This window comes from Achromobacter spanius (genome assembly GCF_029637605.1).
In the GTDB taxonomy this organism is placed as follows: domain Bacteria; phylum Pseudomonadota; class Gammaproteobacteria; order Burkholderiales; family Burkholderiaceae_B; genus Achromobacter; species Achromobacter spanius_E.
Window position 1 is genome coordinate 647,308 of record NZ_CP121261.1, and the last position, 20,405, is coordinate 667,712.

22 protein-coding genes are annotated in these 20,405 nt (G+C 65.2%); 3 read left to right on the forward strand and 19 right to left on the reverse strand.

All coding sequences use genetic code 11. The features are described from left to right. Window positions 1–80 precede the first annotated feature (80 nt). A complete protein-coding gene (locus P8T11_RS02885; protein ID WP_268077791.1) occupies window positions 81–1,058 on the forward strand; it encodes an IS110 family transposase in 978 nt (325 codons plus the stop codon). Between the two features lie 542 nt (window positions 1,059–1,600). Continuing rightward, window positions 1,601–3,196 carry a methyl-accepting chemotaxis protein gene (locus P8T11_RS02890; RefSeq protein ID WP_268078410.1) on the forward strand — a complete coding sequence of 532 codons (1,596 nt, stop codon included), beginning with the start codon at window positions 1,601–1,603 and terminating at the stop codon, window positions 3,194–3,196. 171 nt (window positions 3,197–3,367) lie between these two features. On the opposite strand, the gene fliR is transcribed toward P8T11_RS02890, so the two are convergent. From fliR to fliF, 13 genes are all read right to left on the reverse strand, one after another. Next, window positions 3,368–4,156 carry a flagellar biosynthetic protein FliR gene (gene fliR / locus P8T11_RS02895; protein ID WP_268078408.1) on the reverse strand — a complete coding sequence of 263 codons (789 nt, stop codon included), beginning with the start codon at window positions 4,154–4,156 and terminating at the stop codon, window positions 3,368–3,370. Window positions 4,157–4,190: 34 nt separating this feature from the next. Beyond that, window positions 4,191–4,460 (reverse strand): flagellar biosynthesis protein FliQ, encoded by a 270-nt coding sequence (gene fliQ, locus P8T11_RS02900; RefSeq protein ID WP_006219058.1) that lies wholly within the window; start codon window positions 4,458–4,460, stop codon window positions 4,191–4,193. 16 nt (window positions 4,461–4,476) lie between these two features. After that, window positions 4,477–5,268 carry a flagellar type III secretion system pore protein FliP gene (fliP, locus tag P8T11_RS02905; protein WP_268078406.1) on the reverse strand — a complete coding sequence of 264 codons (792 nt, stop codon included), beginning with the start codon at window positions 5,266–5,268 and terminating at the stop codon, window positions 4,477–4,479. Window positions 5,269–5,295: 27 nt separating this feature from the next. Beyond that, a complete protein-coding gene (fliO, locus tag P8T11_RS02910; RefSeq protein ID WP_100855450.1) occupies window positions 5,296–5,619 on the reverse strand; it encodes a flagellar biosynthetic protein FliO in 324 nt (107 codons plus the stop codon). 12 nt (window positions 5,620–5,631) lie between these two features. After that, on the reverse strand, window positions 5,632–6,201 hold the full coding sequence (fliN, locus tag P8T11_RS02915) for a flagellar motor switch protein FliN (protein ID WP_268078405.1): 570 nt from the start codon (window positions 6,199–6,201) through the stop codon (window positions 5,632–5,634). Next, window positions 6,194–7,201: a flagellar motor switch protein FliM gene (fliM, locus tag P8T11_RS02920; RefSeq protein WP_268078404.1), complete on the reverse strand. Its 1,008-nt coding sequence runs from the start codon at window positions 7,199–7,201 to the stop codon at window positions 6,194–6,196. The genes fliN and fliM overlap by 8 nt, the downstream gene beginning before the upstream one ends. A gap of 2 nt (window positions 7,202–7,203) precedes the next feature. After that, on the reverse strand, window positions 7,204–7,818 hold the full coding sequence (locus P8T11_RS02925; RefSeq protein ID WP_268078402.1) for a flagellar basal body-associated FliL family protein: 615 nt from the start codon (window positions 7,816–7,818) through the stop codon (window positions 7,204–7,206). A gap of 170 nt (window positions 7,819–7,988) precedes the next feature. Then, on the reverse strand, window positions 7,989–9,380 hold the full coding sequence (locus P8T11_RS02930; protein WP_268078401.1) for a flagellar hook-length control protein FliK: 1,392 nt from the start codon (window positions 9,378–9,380) through the stop codon (window positions 7,989–7,991). Between the two features lie 38 nt (window positions 9,381–9,418). After that, window positions 9,419–9,868, reverse strand: coding sequence for a flagellar export protein FliJ (gene fliJ / locus P8T11_RS02935; protein WP_268078400.1), 450 nt, complete (start codon window positions 9,866–9,868; stop codon window positions 9,419–9,421). After that, on the reverse strand, window positions 9,861–11,294 hold the full coding sequence (gene fliI / locus P8T11_RS02940) for a flagellar protein export ATPase FliI (protein WP_418910343.1): 1,434 nt from the start codon (window positions 11,292–11,294) through the stop codon (window positions 9,861–9,863). The genes fliJ and fliI overlap by 8 nt, the downstream gene beginning before the upstream one ends. 62 nt (window positions 11,295–11,356) lie before the next feature. Then, on the reverse strand, window positions 11,357–12,100 hold the full coding sequence (fliH, locus tag P8T11_RS02945) for a flagellar assembly protein FliH (RefSeq protein ID WP_268078399.1): 744 nt from the start codon (window positions 12,098–12,100) through the stop codon (window positions 11,357–11,359). Then, a complete protein-coding gene (gene fliG, locus P8T11_RS02950; RefSeq protein WP_268078398.1) occupies window positions 12,093–13,103 on the reverse strand; it encodes a flagellar motor switch protein FliG in 1,011 nt (336 codons plus the stop codon). The genes fliH and fliG overlap by 8 nt, the downstream gene beginning before the upstream one ends. Next, window positions 13,093–14,772: a flagellar basal-body MS-ring/collar protein FliF gene (gene fliF / locus P8T11_RS02955; RefSeq protein ID WP_268078397.1), complete on the reverse strand. Its 1,680-nt coding sequence runs from the start codon at window positions 14,770–14,772 to the stop codon at window positions 13,093–13,095. The genes fliG and fliF overlap by 11 nt, the downstream gene beginning before the upstream one ends. Window positions 14,773–15,092: 320 nt before the next feature. Between fliF and fliE the strand changes: the two genes are divergently transcribed. Next, entirely contained in the window at window positions 15,093–15,425 is a 333-nt protein-coding gene (gene fliE, locus P8T11_RS02960; RefSeq protein ID WP_268078396.1) for a flagellar hook-basal body complex protein FliE, read from the forward strand. A gap of 90 nt (window positions 15,426–15,515) precedes the next feature. On the opposite strand, the gene P8T11_RS02965 is transcribed toward fliE, so the two are convergent. Genes P8T11_RS02965 through fliD form a run of 6 tightly spaced genes read right to left on the reverse strand, consistent with a single transcriptional unit; the run spans window position 15,516 to window position 20,275 of the window. After that, the gene (locus P8T11_RS02965) at window positions 15,516–16,319 is read right to left on the reverse strand and encodes a flagellar brake protein (protein ID WP_268078395.1); all 804 of its coding nucleotides are present in this window, start codon (window positions 16,317–16,319) and stop codon (window positions 15,516–15,518) included. A gap of 23 nt (window positions 16,320–16,342) precedes the next feature. Continuing rightward, window positions 16,343–16,684, reverse strand: a complete 342-nt coding sequence (locus P8T11_RS02970) for an EscU/YscU/HrcU family type III secretion system export apparatus switch protein (RefSeq protein WP_268078394.1) — start codon at window positions 16,682–16,684, stop codon at window positions 16,343–16,345. Beyond that, window positions 16,684–18,036: a flagellar hook-length control protein FliK gene (locus tag P8T11_RS02975; RefSeq protein ID WP_268078393.1), complete on the reverse strand. Its 1,353-nt coding sequence runs from the start codon at window positions 18,034–18,036 to the stop codon at window positions 16,684–16,686. Before P8T11_RS02975 ends, P8T11_RS02970 begins: the two co-directional genes overlap by 1 nt. After that, window positions 18,033–18,386: a flagellar protein FliT gene (locus P8T11_RS02980; RefSeq protein WP_268078391.1), complete on the reverse strand. Its 354-nt coding sequence runs from the start codon at window positions 18,384–18,386 to the stop codon at window positions 18,033–18,035. Before P8T11_RS02980 ends, P8T11_RS02975 begins: the two co-directional genes overlap by 4 nt. A gap of 47 nt (window positions 18,387–18,433) precedes the next feature. Then, complete coding sequence (gene fliS / locus P8T11_RS02985) at window positions 18,434–18,862, reverse strand: flagellar export chaperone FliS (protein ID WP_050446577.1); 429 nt, start codon at window positions 18,860–18,862, stop codon at window positions 18,434–18,436. Window positions 18,863–18,886: 24 nt separating this feature from the next. Further along, window positions 18,887–20,275, reverse strand: coding sequence for a flagellar filament capping protein FliD (fliD, locus tag P8T11_RS02990; protein WP_268078389.1), 1,389 nt, complete (start codon window positions 20,273–20,275; stop codon window positions 18,887–18,889). Window positions 20,276–20,405 lie beyond the last annotated feature (130 nt).

Here is a 20,405-nt window from a genome sequence, read left to right on the forward strand (position 1 = left end):
GTGACCGCCGATTGATCGCAAGGTAACGAATCGGGCGTGGCTTCCCCAGCAGACACAACGCTATCGCAGGGAGTCTAGAGATGCAAACGTCTCAATCTTTCTTTGGTGTGGATGTGGGGAAATCCGAGGTTGTTGTGGCGATGCACGGGGCGGCCAAGCCGTTGACCCGAGCCGTCAAAAACTCAACGACTGGCTTGGAAAAATGGTTGCAAACGCTGCCGTCCGGAAGCGTTCTTGCCATGGAGTCCACCGGTGGCTACGAGCGCCTGTTGGCCGACCTGGCATATGAGCGTGGACTGCGCGTCTATGTGCTGAACCCCAAGGCCTTGCACCATTACGCCAAGTCGCAGGCTCAACGGGGCAAGACCGACCGACTCGACGCTGTCATGATTGCGCGTTACGTGGCGCTCGAGCACGAGCGGTTGCATAGCTACGAACCTTGCCCGGAGCACATCGAGCGCCTGAGTCAGATCCAACGCTTACGCAAGGTGGCGGTCACGACGCGCACGAGGCTGCGCCTGTCCAGCGATCGGCACAAACACGTGGGCTCGCAAGCTCAGGTCCAGCAAGCGTTGGATGCCTTGGCGCAGTTGGCAGATGCTCTTGAGCGCGAAATGCTCGATCAGATCGCTGCCGAACCCGCCTTGACCGACGACTTCAACTTAATCACCAGCATTACCGGCGTGGGAAAGCTGACTGGGGCCGCACTGGTGACGGCCTTCGCCCGCATCCCGTTCGCCTCCTCGGACGCAGTGGTGGCCTACGCGGGGCTGGACCCCAGGCCCAAGGAGTCTGGCGCCTACAAAGGCCTGCGTAAACTCAGCAAGCAAGGCGATGCGGCCCTGAGAAGCCTTGCCTACAACGCGGCATCCTCAGCAAGCCGAACAGCTGCCTTCAAACCCCTCTACGCAGCGTTACGAGCCAAGGGCTGGGCCTCAACGCAGGCATTAAACATCATCGCCAGAAAACTCCTACGCATCGCCTTCGGCGTATGGAAATCGCGCAAACCCTTCGATGTAAACCTCTTTATGGTCAGCCAAGCTTGCGCCAAACCATAGAATCTACGTGTGTCGTTGTCGCAGAAGTGATGACGGCTCGTAGGATGGGTGAAGCGCGTACGGCTGTGGGCCAGAACAAGGCTTCCGATCGCGCGTAACCCATCGGACGGTGCGGCGGTTCTTAACCGGTGCCGTGGTTCTTAACCGGATCCGCCACAACGCCACGTTCGTCTGATGGGTTACGCGCGTTTGGCGCTTGTTTTCGCGGGGCGGACGGTGCGCGCTTCACCCATCCTACGGCCACCACCGGCCACCACCGGCCACCACCGGCCACCACCGGCCACCACCGGCCACCACCGGCCACGGACATCGTGCGAATCGCGTCAAGCACCGATTAATACGCACGTTAAGTTTTCATTAAAAATACCGTTAATAACAATAACGCCTGGAAGAGGGCGGTGAACTGGGTTTGATGGCTGGATAGCGCGTGAGGGCGCGCCGGCCAGACGAACCGGGCGGGGTCAGGTCGATGCGGGGCGCAACGTCCCGGTTTGCTCGCTGCTATTCATTCGCTGCTCTATTGATGTCACTGGAGACTAGCTGTGCGCGTGAACCTACCCATCACTGATGTGGAAACCAAGCTGCGCGAAGATCAATACCTGATCTCGCGAACCGACACCAAGGGCCGCATCGTTTATGCGAACCCGGCGTTCGTTGACGTCAGCGGCTTTACCCGCGAAGAACTCATCGGCAAGCCGCACAACATCGTGCGCCATCCCGACATGCCGCCCGAGGCCTACGAAGATCTGTGGGAAACCTTGGAAGCCGGCGAATCGTGGCTGGGCCTGGTCAAGAATCGTCGCAAGGACGGTGGCTACTACTGGGTGCTGGCCAATGCCACGCCCATCGTTGAAAACGGCGAAGTCGTCGCCTATTCCTCGGTGCGGGTGCGGCCTTCCGAAGACCAGATCGAAATGGCCGAAGAACTCTATGCGCGCATGCGCGAAGGCTCGGCGCGCGGCATCCGCATCAAGCGCGGACGGCCGGTGCGGGCCGGCTGGCGGCGTGGCCTGGACGTGGTGGCGTTTCCGTTCAAGCGCAGCGTGCGCAGCCAGATGTTCCGCCATGCCCTGGTGTCCGCCGGCATCGTCGCGGGCGCGGGCGCCTATGGCTTGCACGCCAATTGGGACAGCCTGGGCACCTGGGGTGCCAGCCTGGGATGCGGCGCCATCGCGCTGGGCGTGATCGCCATCTTCGGCATGGGCTGGAGCCTGTCGCGGTCTCTGCTGGACCCGATGCTGGACGCCGCCAACATGGCGCGCCAGGTTGCCGCCGGCAACCTCACCACGCAGATCATCGCGGACTCGGATGACGAAGTGGGTAGCCTGAAGTTCTCGCTGGAAGTCATGCGCAAGAGCCTCATCGGCATTGCCCAGGACGTCTATCGCGGTATCGAAGGCACCACCCATGCAGCCGTGCACATCGCGCGGGGCAACCAGGAACTGGCCGGCCGCACGGAAGGCCAGGCGTCGTCCTTGCAGCAAACCGCCGCCAGCATGGAGCAACTGACCTCCACCGTGCGCCAGAACGCGGACAACGCCCGGCAGGCTAACCAGTTGGCCGCCAGCAGCATGGACGTGGCGCGGCGCGGTGGCGTGGCCGTGGGGCAGGTGGTCGACACCATGCACGGCATCTCGGCCAGCTCGCGCAAGATCGCCGACATCGTCAGCATCATCGAAGGCATCGCGTTCCAGACCAACATCCTGGCGCTCAACGCGGCGGTGGAAGCGGCCCGCGCCGGCGAAACCGGCAAGGGCTTTGCGGTGGTGGCGGGCGAAGTGCGCAGCCTGGCGCAGAAAAGCGCGCAGGCGGCCAAGGAGATCAAGGGCTTGATCGAGGATTCCGTGGACCGCGTGTCGGAAGGCTCGGCGCAAGCGGAGCAGGCGGGCGCAACGATGGAAGAAATCGTGGCGGCCGTGCATCGGGTCACCGACATCATCGGTGAAATTTCGCAAGCGTCCCAAGAGCAGTCCAGCGGTATCGAGCAAGTGGATACGGCGGTGTCGCAGATGGACGTGATGACCGTGCAGAATACGGCGCTGGTGCAGGAACTGGGCGGCGCGGTGATGCAGTTGGGCACGCAATCCGGTGCGCTGCGCGAGACGATTCGCGTGTTCCGGCTTACCGGTCAACCCTGAGCTGATTCGCAAGCGTCCCACGGACGCGACATCCTGAGCTTGTGCGCGTCAAGCCCCTCCCGGTCGATTTTTCGGGGAGGGGCTTTTCAATTGGTCAATGGCCGAGGGCCAGTAGCCAGTAGCCATTAGCCATTAGCCATTAGCCATCCACGATAGGCTTGACCCTTTTCCCTACCGCCCCGCCAACGCATCCACCACCCGGCTCATCGCTTCCAGGCCAGACTCAAACAAGTTTTCCAGGAACGGCCCTGAGTGCGGCAGCACTACCGTCAGCACCACTACGCCGATGATGAGCGTGACGGGAAAGCCCACCGAGAACACGGAAAGTTGCTGCGCGGCGCGGTTCAGGATGCCCATGGCCAGGTTGATGGTCAGCAGCGCGCAGATCAGCGGCAGCGCCAGCAGCAGGCCCGAGACGAACACGGTCTTGCCCCATTCAACCACCACGCCCCAGCCGTTCTGATGCAGTTGGATCATGGCCACGGGCAAGGTGTCGAAGGACCGCACCAGGGCGGCCAGCACAAGCAGGTGGCCGTCCAGCGCCAGGAACGTCAGCATCGCCACCATGTTGAACAGGCGCGACAGCACGGCGGTGTTGGCGCCGGCGCTGGGGTCGAAGAACGAGGCAAACGACAAGCCCATCTGCAGGCCGACGAATTCGCCGGCCGTCTGCACGGCGGCAAAAACGATGCGCATCGTGAAGCCCATGGCGATGCCGATCAGCACCTGCTGCATCACCATCCACAGGCCCGCGTAAGAGCCGGGCGCAATGGGCGGCATGGGGTCCAGCGCAGGGCTGACCGCCACGGCCAGCACGAACGACAGGCCCACCTTGACCTTCACGGGGACGGCGGATTCAGAGAACAGCGGGGCGGTGCCAACCAGCGCCAGGATACGCACGAACGGCCAGAGAAACTGGCCGATCCAGCCGTTGAGCTGTTCGAGCGTGAAGGCGATCATAAGAAGACGTCCGGGGCCGGGCGGCGCGGGCCGCTCAGGACACCAGCATGGGGATCTGGCCGATCAGTTGCCGGATGTAGTCGACCATGACGCCGATGAGCCAAGGGCCCAGCAGCACCAGCACGCCGCACATGGCCAGCAGCTTCGGAATGAACGACAGCGTCATTTCGTTGATCTGCGTGGCGGCCTGGAAGATGCTGATGACCAGACCCACCACCAGCACCACCAGCAGCAGCGGGCCTGCCATCGCCAGGACGATCTTCATCGCCTGGTAGGCCATGGTCATGACGGTTTCAGCGGTCATGGCGATTGCTCCGGCGTTATTGGTAGAAGCTCTGGGCCAGGGAACCCATCAGCAGGTTCCAGCCGTCGGCCAGCACGAACAGCATCAGCTTGAACGGCAGCGCCACGGTCACGGGCGGCACCATCATCATGCCCAGCGCCATCAGCACGCTGGCCACGACCAGGTCGATGATCAGGAACGGAATGAAGATGGTGAAGCCGATCTGGAACGCGGTCTTCAATTCGCTGGTGATGAAGGCGGGCACCAGGATGCGCAAGGGCACCTGCGACGGGTCTTCCAGCGCGGGCTGCTTGGCCAGGTTCGCGAACAGCGCCAGATCGTTCTCGCGCGTCTGGTGCAGCATGAACGTACGTAGCGGTCCGGCGGCGCGTTCGACCGCGGTCTCGAACTGGATCGACCCTTCGGACAAGGGTTTGTAGGCGTCGGCGTAGATCTTGTCGAACACCGGCGACATCGTATAGAAGGTCAGGAACAGCGCCAGCCCGATCAGCACGTGGTTGGGCGGCGACATCGCGGTGCCCATGGCGCTGCGCAACAGGCCCAGCACGATGATGATGCGGGTAAAGCCCGTCATCATCAGCAGGGCGGCCGGCAGGAACGACAGCGACGTCATCAGCAGCATGGTCTGCATGCTGAGCGAGTACGTCTCGGAGCCGTTGGGGCCGGGGGTGGCGGTCAGGGCGGGCAGCGTGGCCTGGGCGACGACTCCGGCCGGAAAAAATGCCAGGCCCAGCACCGCGGCGGCCGCCAGCATGGGCAGGGCGCGCGGACGGGCGGGCAGGAGTGTCGTGCGAGAGAGAAAGCTCATGGGTGTCGCAAAGATGCGCGTGTCGCGCTAGCGGCGCTTGAGCGCCTGGCCCAGCTTGGCCGCGAAGGCCGCGGCGGGCAAGGGCGAACCCTCCGGCATCTGGCCGGCGGGCAGGGTGTGCAGGGTAGTGAGCTGGTTCGGGCCTACGCCCACCACCAGCCAGGTGTTGTCGATTTCGACGACGACGATGCTTTGGCGCGCGCCGACGGGCAGGCTCGCGACCTGCTTGAGCAGGTTGCCGCCGCCGCGCTGGGTCAGGCCGGCCCGCCGCGCCAGCCAGGCCGAAGCCAGGATGGCGGCCACCACCAGCACCAGGCCGATGACGACACGCAGCAGGGCGGATTCTGTCATGGCGCCCGACTGCTAGCGGCGGTTGTTCAAGCGGTTGATCCGCTCGGACGGGGTGATGATGTCGGTCAGGCGGATGCCGTACTTGTCTTCGACGACCACGACTTCGCCTTGGGCGATGAGGTAGCCGTTGACGAAGATGTCCATCGGTTCGCCGGCCAGGCCGTCCAGCTCAACCACGGAACCCTGGCCCAGTTGGAGCAGGTTCTTGATGGTCAGGCGGGTGCGTCCCAGTTCAACCGTCAGCTGGACGGGCACGTCCATGATCAGGTCGATGTCGTTGCCGGAGCCGCTCGTCGCGCCAGCCAGCGGCTTGAACACCGACTGCGCCGCCGATTGCGCGGCGGGAGCAGCGGCGGCCGTTGCCGCGGCGGCCGGTGCCGCGGGAGCCGCCGGCGCCGGGGCAGGCGCCGGGGCCTCGGGCGGCGTGGAGGCGGTTTGTTCAGCCATCGCGGCCGCCCAGTCGTCCTGCGGCTTGAGGCCGTCGGCTTGGGTGGGCGGATTGGCGCGGGATTGTTCGGCGAGCGCGTCGGCCCAGTCGTCGGCCGGGGACGAGCCGGTGCCAGGCTCGTTCTTGTCAGTCATGGTCGGGGGCCTCGTTTGAATCGGTATCGTAGGTAAACATGTTCTGTACGCGAAGCGCGTACTGGCCGTTGAAAACGCCGTAGCCGCATTCCATCAGCGGCACGCCATCCACATGGGCAATGACGGTCTGGGGCACGTCCACGGGAAGGACGTCGCCCACCTTCAAATTCATCAGCTCGCGGATCGACGACGGGATGCGCGCGAATTCCGCGACCACGTCGATGTCGGCGCTGCGCACCTGGCGCGACAACTGCTGCGACCAGCGCTGGTCAACCTCTTCCATCGTGGTTTCTTGCAGCGGCCGCGTCAGCAGATCGCGCACCGGCTCGATCATGGAGTAGGGCAGGCAGATGTTCAGGTCGCCGCCGGTCGCGCCGAATTCGATGTGGAACGAGGTGACGACCACCACTTCATTGTTGCCGGTGATGCTGGCGAACTTGGTGTGCATCTCCGAGCGCACATACTCGAATTCGATGGGATAGACGGGGTCCCAGGACTTGCCGTAGCTTTCCAGCGTCAGGTTCAGCAGGCGCCGGATGATGCGTTGTTCGGTCGTGGTGAAGTCCCGGCCTTCGACGCGCGTGTGGTAGCGGCCATCGCCGCCGAACAGGCTGTCGATGACCAGGAACACCAGGTTCGGGTCATAGGTGAACAGCGCCGTGCCGCGCAGAGGCTTCATCTGAATCATGTTCAGATTACTGGGCACGGGCAGGTTGCGTTCAAAGTCCGCGTACTTCTGGATCTTGATCGAGCCGACGGTGATGTCGGCGCTGCGGCGCATGAAGTTCAACAGCACGTTGCGCATGTGGCGCGCAAAACGCTCGTTGATGAGCTCCAGCGTCTGCATGCGGCGGCGCACGACCCGCTCGGGCGAGCTCAGGTCGTAGGCGCGCGCGCCATCGTTGGGGTTCGCGGCCGCTGATTTGCTATCGCTCTCGCCGGTGACGCCGGCTAGCAGCGCATCGACTTCGTCCTGCGAAAGGAATGCCTCGTAGGCCATGCTTATTGCACCACGAACGCCGTGAACAGTACGTCGGTGACATACTGGCCGTCAGGCAGGGGCGAGAACGGCTGGTTGACCGCGGTCTTGATCGCGTTGGCCATTTCGGTCTTGCCTTGCTGCGTCTGCACGCCGGTGGGCGATTGCGCGGACAGCACCATCAGGATGCGGCTGCGCACTTCAGGCATGTACTTTTCAAGGCGGGTACGGGTCTGCTCGTCGCTGACGCGCAGGGTCAGGCCCACATGCATGATGCGTTCGGTTTCCGCGTTTTGCAGCGTGACGGTGAATGCTTCGATCGGGACGAAGATCGGGGCGGGCACCGCGATGGGGCCGGCGGGCGGCGCCACAAACGTGGTCGGCGTGGCTTGGGGGCCCTGGCCGGGCTGACCGGGCTGACCCGGTTGGCCGGGCTGGCCGCCGGGCACCTGGCCCACGCCCAATTGCACGGGCGCGCCGGCTTGCGGTTGCTGCAGGCGTTGGGTGATGAACCAGGTTGCGCCCGCACTGCCGGCGGCAACAAGGAGCAAGACCAACAGGCCCAGCAGCAGACGAAGTATGCCGCCGCCGGATTTCTTTGCGCCCGACGGCGCGGTTATGGGTTTGGTAGTCGCCATCTCGGTTTCGATGCGTATTGAGCCGCTGGTGAAAACGGATTCTTAGTGGATGAAAGCATTCTGCCCCAAACTACGCCTCGGCTTGGAGGCGAAAAACAGGGCGAAAGCCGCGTATCTCAAGCTATTGCTGCACTGCCCGCGTCCGTTGCCGGGCGCGGGCCGCGCATTTGTCACGCAAAGGTGTCGACCAGAGCGTTGGCGTTGCGCGACGCCGTCGTGGTGGGGGTAGCAATGTCGGTCGATGCATCGGCAAGGGCCGATCCGTTGCCCGATTGACGCTGCGAGCCGCCGTTGCCTTGCTGTTGCGCGAATTCCTGTTGCGCGGACTGTTCGCCCACGCTGGTCTGGCCCAGCGAAATGCCGGCTTGCGCCAAGGCTTGCTGCAATTGCGGCATCGCGGTTTCGATGGCCTGGCGCACGGAAGCATGCGCTGAGACGAACGAGGCGCTGGCCACGCCGTCGGCGATGTTCAGGCTGACGCGCAGCGGGCCCAGGTCGGGCGGATCCAGCCGCAGTTCGGCGGTCTGCATGCCCTGGCGCGCGTTGGTGCTCATCATCACCACTTGCTGACCCAGTTCAGTGCCCCAATGCGTGCCGCCGACCGGGGTGGCAACCTGCATCACGAGCGGCACGGCGGGTGGAGCGAAGGCCGATTGATTCACGACGGGCGCGGCCTGGCGTTGGGTGGCGGCGGCGATTGCCTGCGCCAGATGGTCCTGCGCCGTGGCGCCATGCGGTGCCTGGAATTGCTGGGTGGTGGCGGTCAGGGCGGCCAACACGTCTTCTTCGGAGTGCGCGGGCAAGGTCGTGGTGCCGGGCTCGGCGTCGGTCTTGGTTTCGCGCGCAACGCGGGGCAGCGGCAGTTCGGCGGCGGCACGCGGTGCTTCGGCCTTGACGGCCGGCTGGGCGGTCGGCGCGGCGGCAACGACCGGGGCTGCGGCGCTGCCTGGCTTGACGGCGGCGGTCAGGACCGGCTGCGCAACCTGCGCGTCGCGTGCCGCGATCGCGGCGGCGGCTTCGGCTTGCGCGGCGGTCACGGCGACCGGCGTGCGGGCGGTGGCGGGGGCAGCAACGTCGGCCGCGTTCAGCGCGGCGGTCAACACGGCGGCGCCGCTGCCGAGTGCCGCGGCGGCGGCTTCTGCGCTGCCGCGCGCCATCTGTACTTGCTCGGCGGCCTGCGCCGCGAGTTCAAGCGTTTGCTGCGGCAGGGCGGGTGCGGACGGCTGCGCGGCGGCGACCGCCAGCGCGCCGGCCTCGGCGGACGCCGCGGTGTTCACGGCGTCGTTGATGGCGCCGGCGGCGGCGTCTTCAGCCTTGCTGGCAGGGTCGGTGCCGGCGTCGGCGGTCTTGCCGGGTGTCTTGCCGGGTGTCTGGGCTGGCGTCTTGGCGCCATCGTTTGCCGGACGCGAATCGGCCGACGGCTTCGGACGTTGCTGAGCCAGCACGTCCGAGAAGCTCGGGCCTTTCTTGTTCGCGGGTGCGGGCTTGTTGGCGCCCAACGCGTCGGCGATGGACGTTTTCGCAACAGGCGCGATAGTCGGCAAGGGCAGGGGAGCGGTCATCTTGGGCTTCCTGTTAGGTGCAGCTTTATAGGTGCTGCTTAATGCATCCCGGCCTGGCGCTGGACCAGGCGGGCGGAATATTCATCATTGGCGCGCTGTTCGCGGCGCGATTCCACGACGGCTTGCGCGCGCATCTCGCGCTGCGCCAGGGCGTCGTAGGAACTGAGCTTGCGCTTTTCCTGCTGCCAGTACTGGCGGCCCTTGGCCAGGTTGTCGTCCGCCTGGCGCAGCACGGCTTGCTGCTGGCCGATGGCGTCATCCAAGGTGCCGATGAAGCGCTGGTAGTTGTGGCAATCGCTGGCTGACATGCCGGTCGTCATGGCTTGCTGCAAACGCTCCAGATAGTCCTGGCGGTAATCGTTCAGCATGCCAAGCTGGCGCTCGGCATTGGTGCGCTCGGTGCTAAGCCGGCCCAGCAGGCGCGCGGCTTCATCCGTGCTTTCCTTGGCCAGGTTGATCAACATGTCCAAGGGCAATTGGCTAGGCATAGGTATCCCTTAACTCGAAACTGGCGCGCAACTGGTTGACGGCGTCGTCGTAACCGATGTTTTCGCCGATGTCTTGCTGCAAGTAGGCTTCCAGGCGCGGATAGCGCGCGATGGCTTCGTCCAGCTGCGGATCGTTGCCGGCCGCATAGGCGCCCACGGCGATCAGGTCGCGGTTGCGCTGGTAGCGCGACAGGTTCTGCTTGAAGCGGCGCACGATGGAGAACTGCTGCGGCGTGATCAGCGAGGTCATCGCGCGCGAAATCGATGCTTCGATATCGATGGCGGGGTAGTGCCCGGCTTCGGCCAGATGGCGCGACAGCACCACGTGGCCGTCCAGGATGGCGCGCGCCGAGTCGGCGATCGGGTCTTGCTGATCGTCGCCTTCGGCCAGCACCGTATAGAACGCGGTGATGGAACCGGCCTTGCCCGACGGGCCCGGCGCACCCATGCCGGCGCGTTCCACCAGCATTGGCAGCTTGGCGAACACCGACGGCGGGTAGCCCTTGGTGGCGGGCGGTTCGCCGATGGCCAGCGCGATTTCACGTTGCGCCATGGCGAAACGGGTCAGCGAATCCATGATCAGCAGCACGTCTTGGCCCTGGTCGCGGAAATGCTCGGCCAGGCGGGTGGCGTAGGCCGCGCCCTGCAGGCGCAGCAACGCGGACACGTCGGCGGGCGCCGCCACGACTACCGAGCGGGCCAGACCTTCGGGGCCCAGGTTGTGTTCGATAAATTCCTTGACTTCGCGGCCACGTTCACCGATCAGGCCCACGACGATCACATCGGCCTTGGTGTAGCGGGCCATCATGCCCAGCAGCACGGATTTACCCACGCCGGAGCCGGCGAACAGGCCCATGCGCTGGCCTCGACCCACGGTCAAGAGGCCGTTGATGGCGCGCACGCCCGTGTCCAGCACGGTGTCGATCGGGGCGCGCGACAAGGGGTTGATGGGCTGCGCGGACAGTGGCGCCAACTCGGCGCCCGTCAAGGGGCCCAAGCCATCCAGCGGGCGGCCGGCGCCGTCCAGCACACGGCCCAGCAGCGCGTTGCCCACGGGCAGGTGGCGGCCCAGTTGGGGCTTGGCGTTGCCATTCAATTCGGCCTTGCGCGGCAGCGGGATCGCGCGTTGCACGGGCGGTTCGCCGGGCACGACGCGCGCGCCGGGCGGCAGGCCGGAAATGTCGGCCTGCGGCATCAGGTACAGCGTGTGGCCGTCAAAACCCACCACTTCGGCGTCGGCCCAGTGGTCATGGCCGCGCGCGATTTCGATGCGGGCGGCGGCGCCCACGGGCAGGCGCAGGCCGGTGGCGTGCAGCACCAGGCCGGTGGCACGCGTGATCTTGCCGCTGACCAGCCAGGGGTCGGTGGACGCCGCGCGGATCGAGCCGATCTGCAACTGCGTCTGCCAGCGTTCCAGCACCGGCACGGTGGCGGCAGGCGTGGCGGGCGCGGCCGTCAGGCCGGGTTGTGCCGGAGACGGATTGCCGCTCACGCCGGATCCTCCCAGGACACGTTGCGGCCCAGCGAGGCCGCGACGCGGCGCCAGCGCGTTTGGAGCGTGGCGTCGATGTCGCCAAAAGGCGTCTCGGCGCGGCAACCGCCGCGCGCGATGGATTCATCGGCCAGCACGCGCCAATGGCCTTCCTTGAGTTCGTCGGCCAGGTGCAGGCGGATCAGTTCGATGTCGTCGGGGTTGGCCCACAAGCGCATCTGGCCATTGGTCGACGGGTTGATGTGCAGCACGTCGCGCACGGCCGCGGCCACGGCCTCGGGTTGTTCGGACAGGGTGGTGCGCACGACCTGCTGCGCAATGTCCAGTGCCAGCGTCAGCAGGCTCTGGCCCATTTTTTCTTCCAGCGCGCCTACCGACGCGGCGCAAGCCTGCACCAGCGCATGCAGGCGCTGCGCTTCTTGGGCGCCTTGCTCGCGCGCCTGCGTCAGGCCTTCGGCGTAGCCGGCTTCACGGCCCGCGGCGTAGCCCGCTTCGTGGCCGGCCTGCTGGCCGGCTTCCACGCCGGCCGCATGGCCTTGCGCGTAACCGTCCTCGCGTCCTTCGGCCATGGCCTGGGCGCGCAGCTGCGCCATCACCACGGCGGGATCGGGGCCCGGGTCGGGTTCCGGCTCGGGCTCCACCTCGACGGTCTCCGGCTCGTCGAACGACAGCATCTGCCAGCGCCGCCAGGCGGCACTGCGCGAGATGAGCGTCGTCGTGCCGTTGTCCGCTTCAGACATACGCGTCGTCTCCGGAGTTGCCCAGCACGATCTGGCCGCTTTCGGCCAGGCGACGGGCGATCTGCAGAATCTTCTTCTGTTCGGCTTCGACCTTCGACATGCGGATCGGGCCCTGGGCTTCCAGGTCCTCGCGCAGCATTTCGGCGGCGCGGCTGGACATGTTGCGCAGGAACTTGGCGCGCAGCTCTTCCTGGGCGCCCTTGAGCGCGACCATGAGCGTGTCGTTGTCGATTTCCTTGAGGATGAGCTGGATGGCGCGGTCTTCGACGTCGAGCAGGTTGTCGAACACGAACATCTCGTCGATGATCTTCTGCGCCAGGTCGTTGTCGCGTTCGCGCAGGCTGGCCACAACGGTTTCCTCGTCCGAGGAATTCATCATGTTCAGGATCTCGGCCGCGGTGCGCACGCCGCCCATCTTGCTGCGCTTGGCGCCTTGGCCGGCCAGCACGGAGTTCAGCACTTCGGTCAGCTCGGACAGGGCAGCGGGCTGCACGCCGCCGAACGTCGCGATGCGCAGCATGACGTCATTGCGCAGGCGGTCGGTCAACAGTGCCAGCACACCGGCGGCGCGGTCGCGCTCCAGGTGCACCAGGATCGTCGCGATGATCTGCGGGTGTTCGTCGCCGATCAGCTCGGCCACGGTGTTGGGGTCCAGCCAGTTCAGCGCGTCGATGCCGCTGCCACCGTCGCCGGCTTCCAGAATGTCTTCGATCAGGCCGGCCGCGCGGTCGCTGCCCAGCGCCTTGGTCAGCACGCTGCGGATGTAATCGTCCGAACCCAGCGTGACGGCCATGAACTGGTCGGCTTCCTGGCGGAATTCTTCCAGCACCACGGCCACGTCGTTGCGCGTGACCTGCTTAAGGCTGGCCATCGCGCCACCCACCTGCTGCACTTCACGGGCGCTCAGGTACTTGAAGACTTCGGCCGCGGCGTCCTCGCCCAGCGACATCATCAGGACGGCGCTGCGCGTCATGCCGTCCATCGGAGTGGAATCATTTTTCATCTTTGCTCATCCAGGTGCGCAGAACCATCGCGACGGCGCGCGGGTCCTTGTTGGCCATCGTGCGGGCGCGTTCCAGGTTGTCTTCGTAACGGTTGACTTCCTTGGCGCGGGCCACGTCCTGGGCCTCGCGAACCGCTTCCTGGCGCTCGGCTTCAGCCATTTCCGGATCCACCGGCGGGTACAGGTATTCGGTGACCGAGCGGCGTACCTTGCGGTACAGCCACAGGGCAAGCACCAGACCCACCAGCCACGCAAGAATGGTCTTGAACAGGGCGATCATTTCCGGGTCGCGCCACATCGGCAGCGGCGGCGGGCCATCGTTGAACTGACTGTTGACCAGGTTCAGCGAGTCGCCACGCGTTTCGGAATAGCCCATGGCTTCACGAACCAGGTTGGTCAGCTTGTTCAGTTCTTCGGGCGGCAGGGCCTGCGGCTCGCCGTCCTTGTCGCGCACGTAATTCACCACCACGGCGACCGACAGGCGCTTGACGTTGCCCACCGGCTGCTTGATGTGGCTGATGGTGCGGTCCACTTCATAGTTGGTGGTGGCGTCGCGGCGCTCGTTCAGGTTGGCGGTGGCCGCCTGGGTGCCGGTCTGCTGTTGTTGCTGTTGTTGTTGCTGCTGTTGCTGTTGTTGCTGGGCATTGGCCGGCGGCTGCGGCGGCTGCGCGGGCGGGTTCACCAGCGGGGCCTGCGCGTTGGGCGGCGCCTGGTTGGACAGCGCGCCGGGCACGCCTTGCGCGGGGTTCACGCCGCGCTGCGTGGAATCGCTGGTTTGCTGGCTGCGCACGGCGGCCTGGCCAGGTTCCTGGTTCGGGCGGTAGACCTCGGAGGTTTCTTCGCGGCGGGCGAAGTCGACGTCGGCGCTGGCCTGAGCGTGGACGTTGCCCGGGCCGACCAGCGGGTTCAGGATGGTCAGGATGCGTTCGACGGTGCGCTGTTCCACTTCGCGTACAAAGCGCATCTGGTCGGCGTCCATGCCGCGGCCTTCGCCCAGCGGGGCCGACAACAGCCGGCCATTCTGGTCCACGATGGACACGTTTTCGGCGGGCAGTTCTGGCACGCTGGAGGCCACCAGCCAGGAAATTGCCGACACTTGCGCGTCGCTCAGGCTGCGGCCGGGGTACACGTTCAGCAGCACCGAGGCCGTGGGCGCCTGGCGTTCGCGCACGAACAGCGACTGGCGCGGCATGGCCAGGTGGACGCGGGCGTGCTGCACCGTGTTCATGGCTTCGATCGAACGAGCCAGCTCGCCTTCCAGGCCGCGCTGGTAGTTGATCTGTTCCGAGAATTGGCTGGCGCCGAAACGGGCGTTGTCCATCAGCTCGAAGCCGACGGAGCCGCCGCGCGGCAGGCCTTGCGAGGCCAACTGCAAGCGGGCGTCGTAGACGCGGTCCGCCGGCACCAGCAGCGCGGTGCCGTTTTCGTTGTAGCGGTAGGGCACGTTCATGGAACCCAGGGCCGTCACGATGGCGCCGCCGTCGCGGTCATCCAGGTTCGAGAACAGCACCTTGTACTGGGGTTCGCTGCTCCACATCACCGTGGCGACGATCAGCGCGATGACGGCGGCGGCTGCGCCAAGCAGGATGGGCTTGGGCAGTGCGCGGACCTTTTCCAGCACAGGGAACTTCGCCAGCAGCGACGAGCTCAGAGTGGCCTGCTGATTCATCGATGGCTCCCGCTGGCTACGCGGCGCAAGGAAAAAGTCTTCATGTCTTGGTAGGGCAGATTACACATGCAACGTGCTTCTGGTCTGGGGAGAGCCTGGATTATTGCCGTTGGGTCCACAATCCCAATCGATGAAAACAGCAGGTTTTTGGCGTTACTTATCCTCTATGTCGATAGAAGGGCAAGCGATGCGGCCCCGGTTGGCGGCATTCAAGGAAATGTCGGGTTTTTTGGCGGTTTTTAGCGGCTATGGGCGCGCGCGATCGGCGTTACGCTCTGCGGCAACATTGGCGATATGCCCAACCAGCAAGGAATCAGGTAATGGCTGTATCAGGCTTGAACGGCATCGAAAGCATGCTCCAGCAGATGCGCACCGTCGTGAGCAAGGCGGAAACCGGCAATCTCGCCGCGGGGGAATCGGTCGGCCAGCCCGACGGTTTCGCCGCCGAGTTGCAGCGCTCGATCCGCCGCGTGACGGCGGCCCAGAACGCCTCGTCGGCGCAGGCGAGGGCCTTTGAGATGGGTGCGCCCGATCTTGCGCTGAACGATGTGATCATCGACATGCAGAAAGCCAGCCTTGGCTTTCAGACAGCGGTGCAGGTGCGCAACAAGCTGGTTGCCGCCTACAAGGAAATATCGTCGATGGCCGTGTAAGCGCGTCGATCTGAAAAAGGCCTTTCCATTGATTGGAAAGGCCTTTTTGCATTGGTGCTTTGCTTTTTTTTCTTCGCGGGTGGTTTTGTCTTAATTGCGCTGCGCGCCTTTCTCCAGCCGCCACACCACTTTCTGTAGCCAGTTTTCCTGGCGCGCATCCAGGTTCAAGAACACGGCGCCGACGTGGCTCATCGGCGGTTCGCCGGTCAGCGACACGTGCCGGGGCGCGGCGTCGTCAGGGCTGTCGGGCTGTATCATCGGCTGCCCGGAAATGGGGTAGATATTGCGCACTTCCAGCTTGGCGCTAAGCGTACCCAGTTCGCCAAAATCCAACTGCACGTCTTCCATCACCGTGCCGCGCTCCGGCAAGGCGGGCACGGCAAGCGCGGCCCGCAGGCCCACGCCATCCACCGAAATATCGCGCACCGTGAACTGAAAAGGCTTGGTCTTGGGATCGGGTTGCCAACGGGCTTGGCATTGGCCGGCGCCCGTGGCGAGCGAGGCGCGAAACATCTTGCGCCGCTGGATGCGGGCCAGACGATCGGGGAAGGGCGACATCAGCGCCGCGCTGCCGTCGTCGAAATGGATGACTTCGGGGCGCTGCACGCGAAAGCGGATCTGCACGCCGCCATAGGCGGTGGCGTGAAAATGGAACGTTGTGCCGCTTAACAGGCCCATGTTGTCGGACTGCTCGAAGTCAGCGCCGGCGTAGTCGCGCGGCCGCCAGAAGAACTGGCGCGTTTGCTTGTCGGCGCCCAGCACCAGCACCGCCATTTCACGGTCGGCGGCGTCGCGCACCAGGATGTGGCTGTCGGGGTGCGTCAGCTCGAAGAGGGCGGAACGCATGTCTTCCGGCCGGGTCAGCAGGAATTCCGGGTCGCTGGCATCCAACACGATGGTGGTCCTTAGAGAGTGAGTCAGGCGGGCGGCGCCGCTTGGGGAAGCTCGCGCGATTCCAGGCGATAAAGCCAGGCCAGCAATTCTGCCACTGCTACGTACAGTTGGGGAGGAATATGTGCATCCAGGTCCACCTGCATGAGCAGGCCGACCAATTCACGCGATTCGTGCACATACAGGCCATTCTCTTCGGCGGCGCGCACGATGGTGTCGGCCAGTTGCCCGTAGCCCTTGGCCACGACGCGCGGCGCGCCGTCCTTGTCGTCATAGGAAATGGCTACGGCGGCATTGCGGTTGGCGTTGGGGCCATCGCTTGGGGCGACGTTCAGGCCGCCGCCCTGGGAATTGGGGGTATTGCTCATCAGAAATCAGTCGGGATGACGGGGCGCGGTTCCGTCACGCTGACCGCCAGATTGCTTAAGGTCAGGCCCGCGGCCAAAAGGCGCGAGCGCAGTTGGTCGGAGGCATCATTGATCTCGGCCGCGGCCAGCGGCGCGACCAACTGCAATACGATCTGGTCGCCCGCCAGATTCAGCCGTGCATCCACCAGCCCCAGGCGGGGCAGGTCGAGCTTGAGCCGGGTGGCCCAGGTGGGCGTGGCCGAATCGGGGTCGCCGCCGTAGGGGTCGCGTTCCACTTCCCATTCCATCGGCGTGCCGGGCCAGGCTTCGCCTTGCCAGGCCAGGGATTGGTTGGCCAGCACGTCCAGCTGCTGGCGCACCAGCACGGTCAGGTCCTGGTGTATGCCGGTCACGGGCGTGCCGGGCGCGGGTGAGCCGCTGCCCGACGTGGCCTCGGCACCGCCACCGGTACGCGCGGTGCTTGATGTGTCCGAACGGCTGCGCGCCGCCGTGGCGTTTTGCTGGGCGGTGTCGCGGCTCATCCTGGCCTGCGGCTCTTCCTGCAGCGCGGCCGGGTTGGTGCGGCCGAACACCATGTCGGTCAAATGTGATTCATAGAACAAGCCGCTGGTCTGCAGGGCTTGGCGCAGCGCCTGGCCCAAGAGGCGGGCGGACGGGCCGCCCGCCGCCAGCGAGGCATGGGCCGCGGCGTCGGCGCCGCGTGCCGCATGGGCATCGGCCTGGCCGGCGGGCCGCGTCAGCTTCGCGGCAGCGGCGGCATCCGCGCTGGTCGTGGCGGTTGCGGCTGCGGTGGCGGTGGTTGGTGCGACGGGCAAGGCGGGGGCCGGGGGCTGCCCAGCGCCGGCGGCTTGACCGGGCGGCATGGGTTGGCCCGCGCCGGGCGTGGGCTGCGGCGAGGCTTGCGCGGGAGCTTGCCCGGCGGCTTGCCCGGCCGCGCCGCCATTGGCGTTCCAGAGCGGCGCGCGCCCCTGGACGGCGGGTGCGGCTTCGGGGAACTGGGCCAGCAAGGCAAGAATTGTCCGGGCGGTGGTGCCCAGCGTGGTCGGGGCGGATGCGGTGGTGTCGCTGCTGGTGACCAGCCCGCGCGCGGCCAGCGCCAGCGCGGCCGCCGTCTTGGCGTCGACAACGGCATTCTGGCGGTCGCCTCGGGCGCCGCCAGTTTGTATGCCTTGCCGGGGATCGCGGGTGGAACCGTCCGACGACCCGGGCTTTTCCGGGCCCCCGGGTTGGCTGACGGCGTCTGGCCGTGCGCCCGACACCTGATTGGCGTTCGCGGCGGACATCGTCGTGCCAAGCACGGCGTCCAACCGCTGCACCAGGACGTTACCGAGTGCGGCGGGACCGACGCTCATTCTTCAGGCGCCTGATATCCGTAGGCCGACAGCAGCGTCTGCTGGCGCTTCATGCGTCCCAGCAGCTCGCCCAGGCGGGCCAGTTGCGGGATAGCCAGCTCGCGCGTCAGCGCATCGTTTTCCAGAATCCGCACGAGCAGGTCGTACTTCATGGCGCGGCCGGCTTCGTCCAGCGGCTCCTTTTGTTCGGTCTGGCGCAGGAGCTCTACACGCTCGCAATATTGCTGGCCATGGACCATGGCCAAGTCCCAGTCGCCTGCCTTGGCGGCGGTCAGCATTTCGCCCGTGATGAAAGCGATCTCCTGGTAGTGTTCCAGGATGGCGGGCAGGGACTGGGTCAGGGACGTCATGGAAATCTCGGGCGTTCTCAGGCTGGCTAAGGGCATGGTTCGGGCCATTACGGCTCCATGCCGCCAGCCGGCCGGTCGATGGAAGTCTGCCAAGCTTCGGCCAGATCGGCCAGCAGCCGGTCGGCAATATCAAGCTGCTCGACATCCGCCTTCAGGTTCGCTGTCAGCAGCGTACGGATGATGTAGTCGTAAAGCAGGGCGAGGTTGGCGGCGATGTCGCCGCCGGCCTCCATGTTCAGCCCCGTTTTCAGGCCTTCATCGACAATCTTGATCGCTTTCGAGATGGCCGCGCCGCGTTCAGCGATGCGGCCTTCGTTCAAATGGATGCGCGCCTGCCCGATGGCCGCCCGCGCTCCCAGATAAAGCAGGGTGATCAGCCGCTCCGGGCTTGCGCCCAGGACTTGCGTTTCCAGGCCGATATCGGCGTAGGAACGAACAGAATAAGACCCTGAGGGCCGTCGGGCGGCATACGTCATTTAATGCATCTTCTATTAAATTGATTACGAGTTGGACTTGTTCATGGCCTCAAACTGCTGGGTCAGATAGCTGCCCGTACTTTGCATCTGCATGTAGAAGGTGTCCAGCGCAACGAACTGCGTGCGCATCCGCTCAATTTCAGCATCGCTCGATGCCTTGGCGCGCGCCTGCTGCGCGGTCAACGCGGTGATCGACTTGGCCAAGCCGTCCTGGCGCGTCTTCAACGAGCCGGTCGAACCCAGCACATCCTTGAGCGCGGCGTCGATGTTCTTCGCCAGGCCATTTTCGCCCGTCAACAGCTTGGTGACGTCGGCGGGGTTCTCGGTCAGGGCCTTGGTGAGCTTGGTCGTGTCCAGCTTCAGTTCGCGGGCGGTGGCATCGGTGGTGATACCCAGATCGGCCAGCGAGCGCAGCGTGCCGTCGCCCAGCACGCCTTGCAAGGCGCCGGACAGGGCCGACTGGATTGAGCGCGTGGTGCCGTCGCCCGTCAGCGGCTGGTTGGTGGCCGCCGAGGCGTCGAACGCGGTCAGGTTCTTGATCGTGGTTTGCAGCGTCTTGTACTTGGTGACGAAGTCCTGCACCGCCTTGCTGGCCACCGAGGTATCGGCTTCCAGTTTCAGGGTGATGGGCTTGTCGGTTTCGGTCTTTTCGGCCAGGTTCAGCGTAATGCCGTCGATGGCGGTCGAAATGTTGTTCGAACCGCTCTTGACCGTGATGCCGTTGATGATGACTTCGGCGTCCTGCCCGGCGGTGGAGGTCATGCCGGAGGTCACGCCGTTGGCATCCGTGCTGAACGTCAGAATGTCTTTCAGCGATTGGTCGCCGTTGACGGTAATGGACTTCACCGATGCTTCCGTGCCGGTTTCGCGAGAGGTCAGCATCAGATAGTTGTTGCCATTGCCGTCGTTGATGACGGTGGCGCGCAGGCCGGTCTTGTCGTCGGCGTTGATGGCCTTGACGATGCCGTTCAAGGACGTATCGTCCTTCAAATCAACCGTGCGCTTGGTGCCGTCGGCCAGTTCGATTTCGAAGGTGCCGGTCGTGCCGTTCTTGGCGGTGCGGTCAGCCACGGCTGACGATTGCAGGCTTTGCGCCCGCGCCAGGTTCTTCACTTCGATGGTGTATTCGCCGGCAACCGCGCCTTCGGCGGCCACCGTGGCCGTCAGGGCGGAACCGCCGGTGACGCTGCCCTTGATGGCAGCCATCGTTTCAGTCTTGCCCAACACGGCGGCCGACGACTGCAGGGCTTCCAACGCGCTTTGAAGCTGCGAGTAAGCGTCGATACGGGTTTGATAGCTTTCGGCGCGGGTCGTGTAGACCGAAAGCTTTTTCGTCTCGGCGTCTTGCAGGTCCGACAGGATCTTTTCCAGCGGCAAGCCGGACACGGACCCAAGGTTGGTGATAGAAGCCATGTGATTTCCTTCCTAGCGAAGCGATTCTGACAAAAATAGGGTGCCGGCGATTGGCCGGGTAAGGGCATAAGGCGGGCCTAATTCGGGGTTTCCCTCACGCATAGGCGCCAAAACAGTTGAAGAACACTGT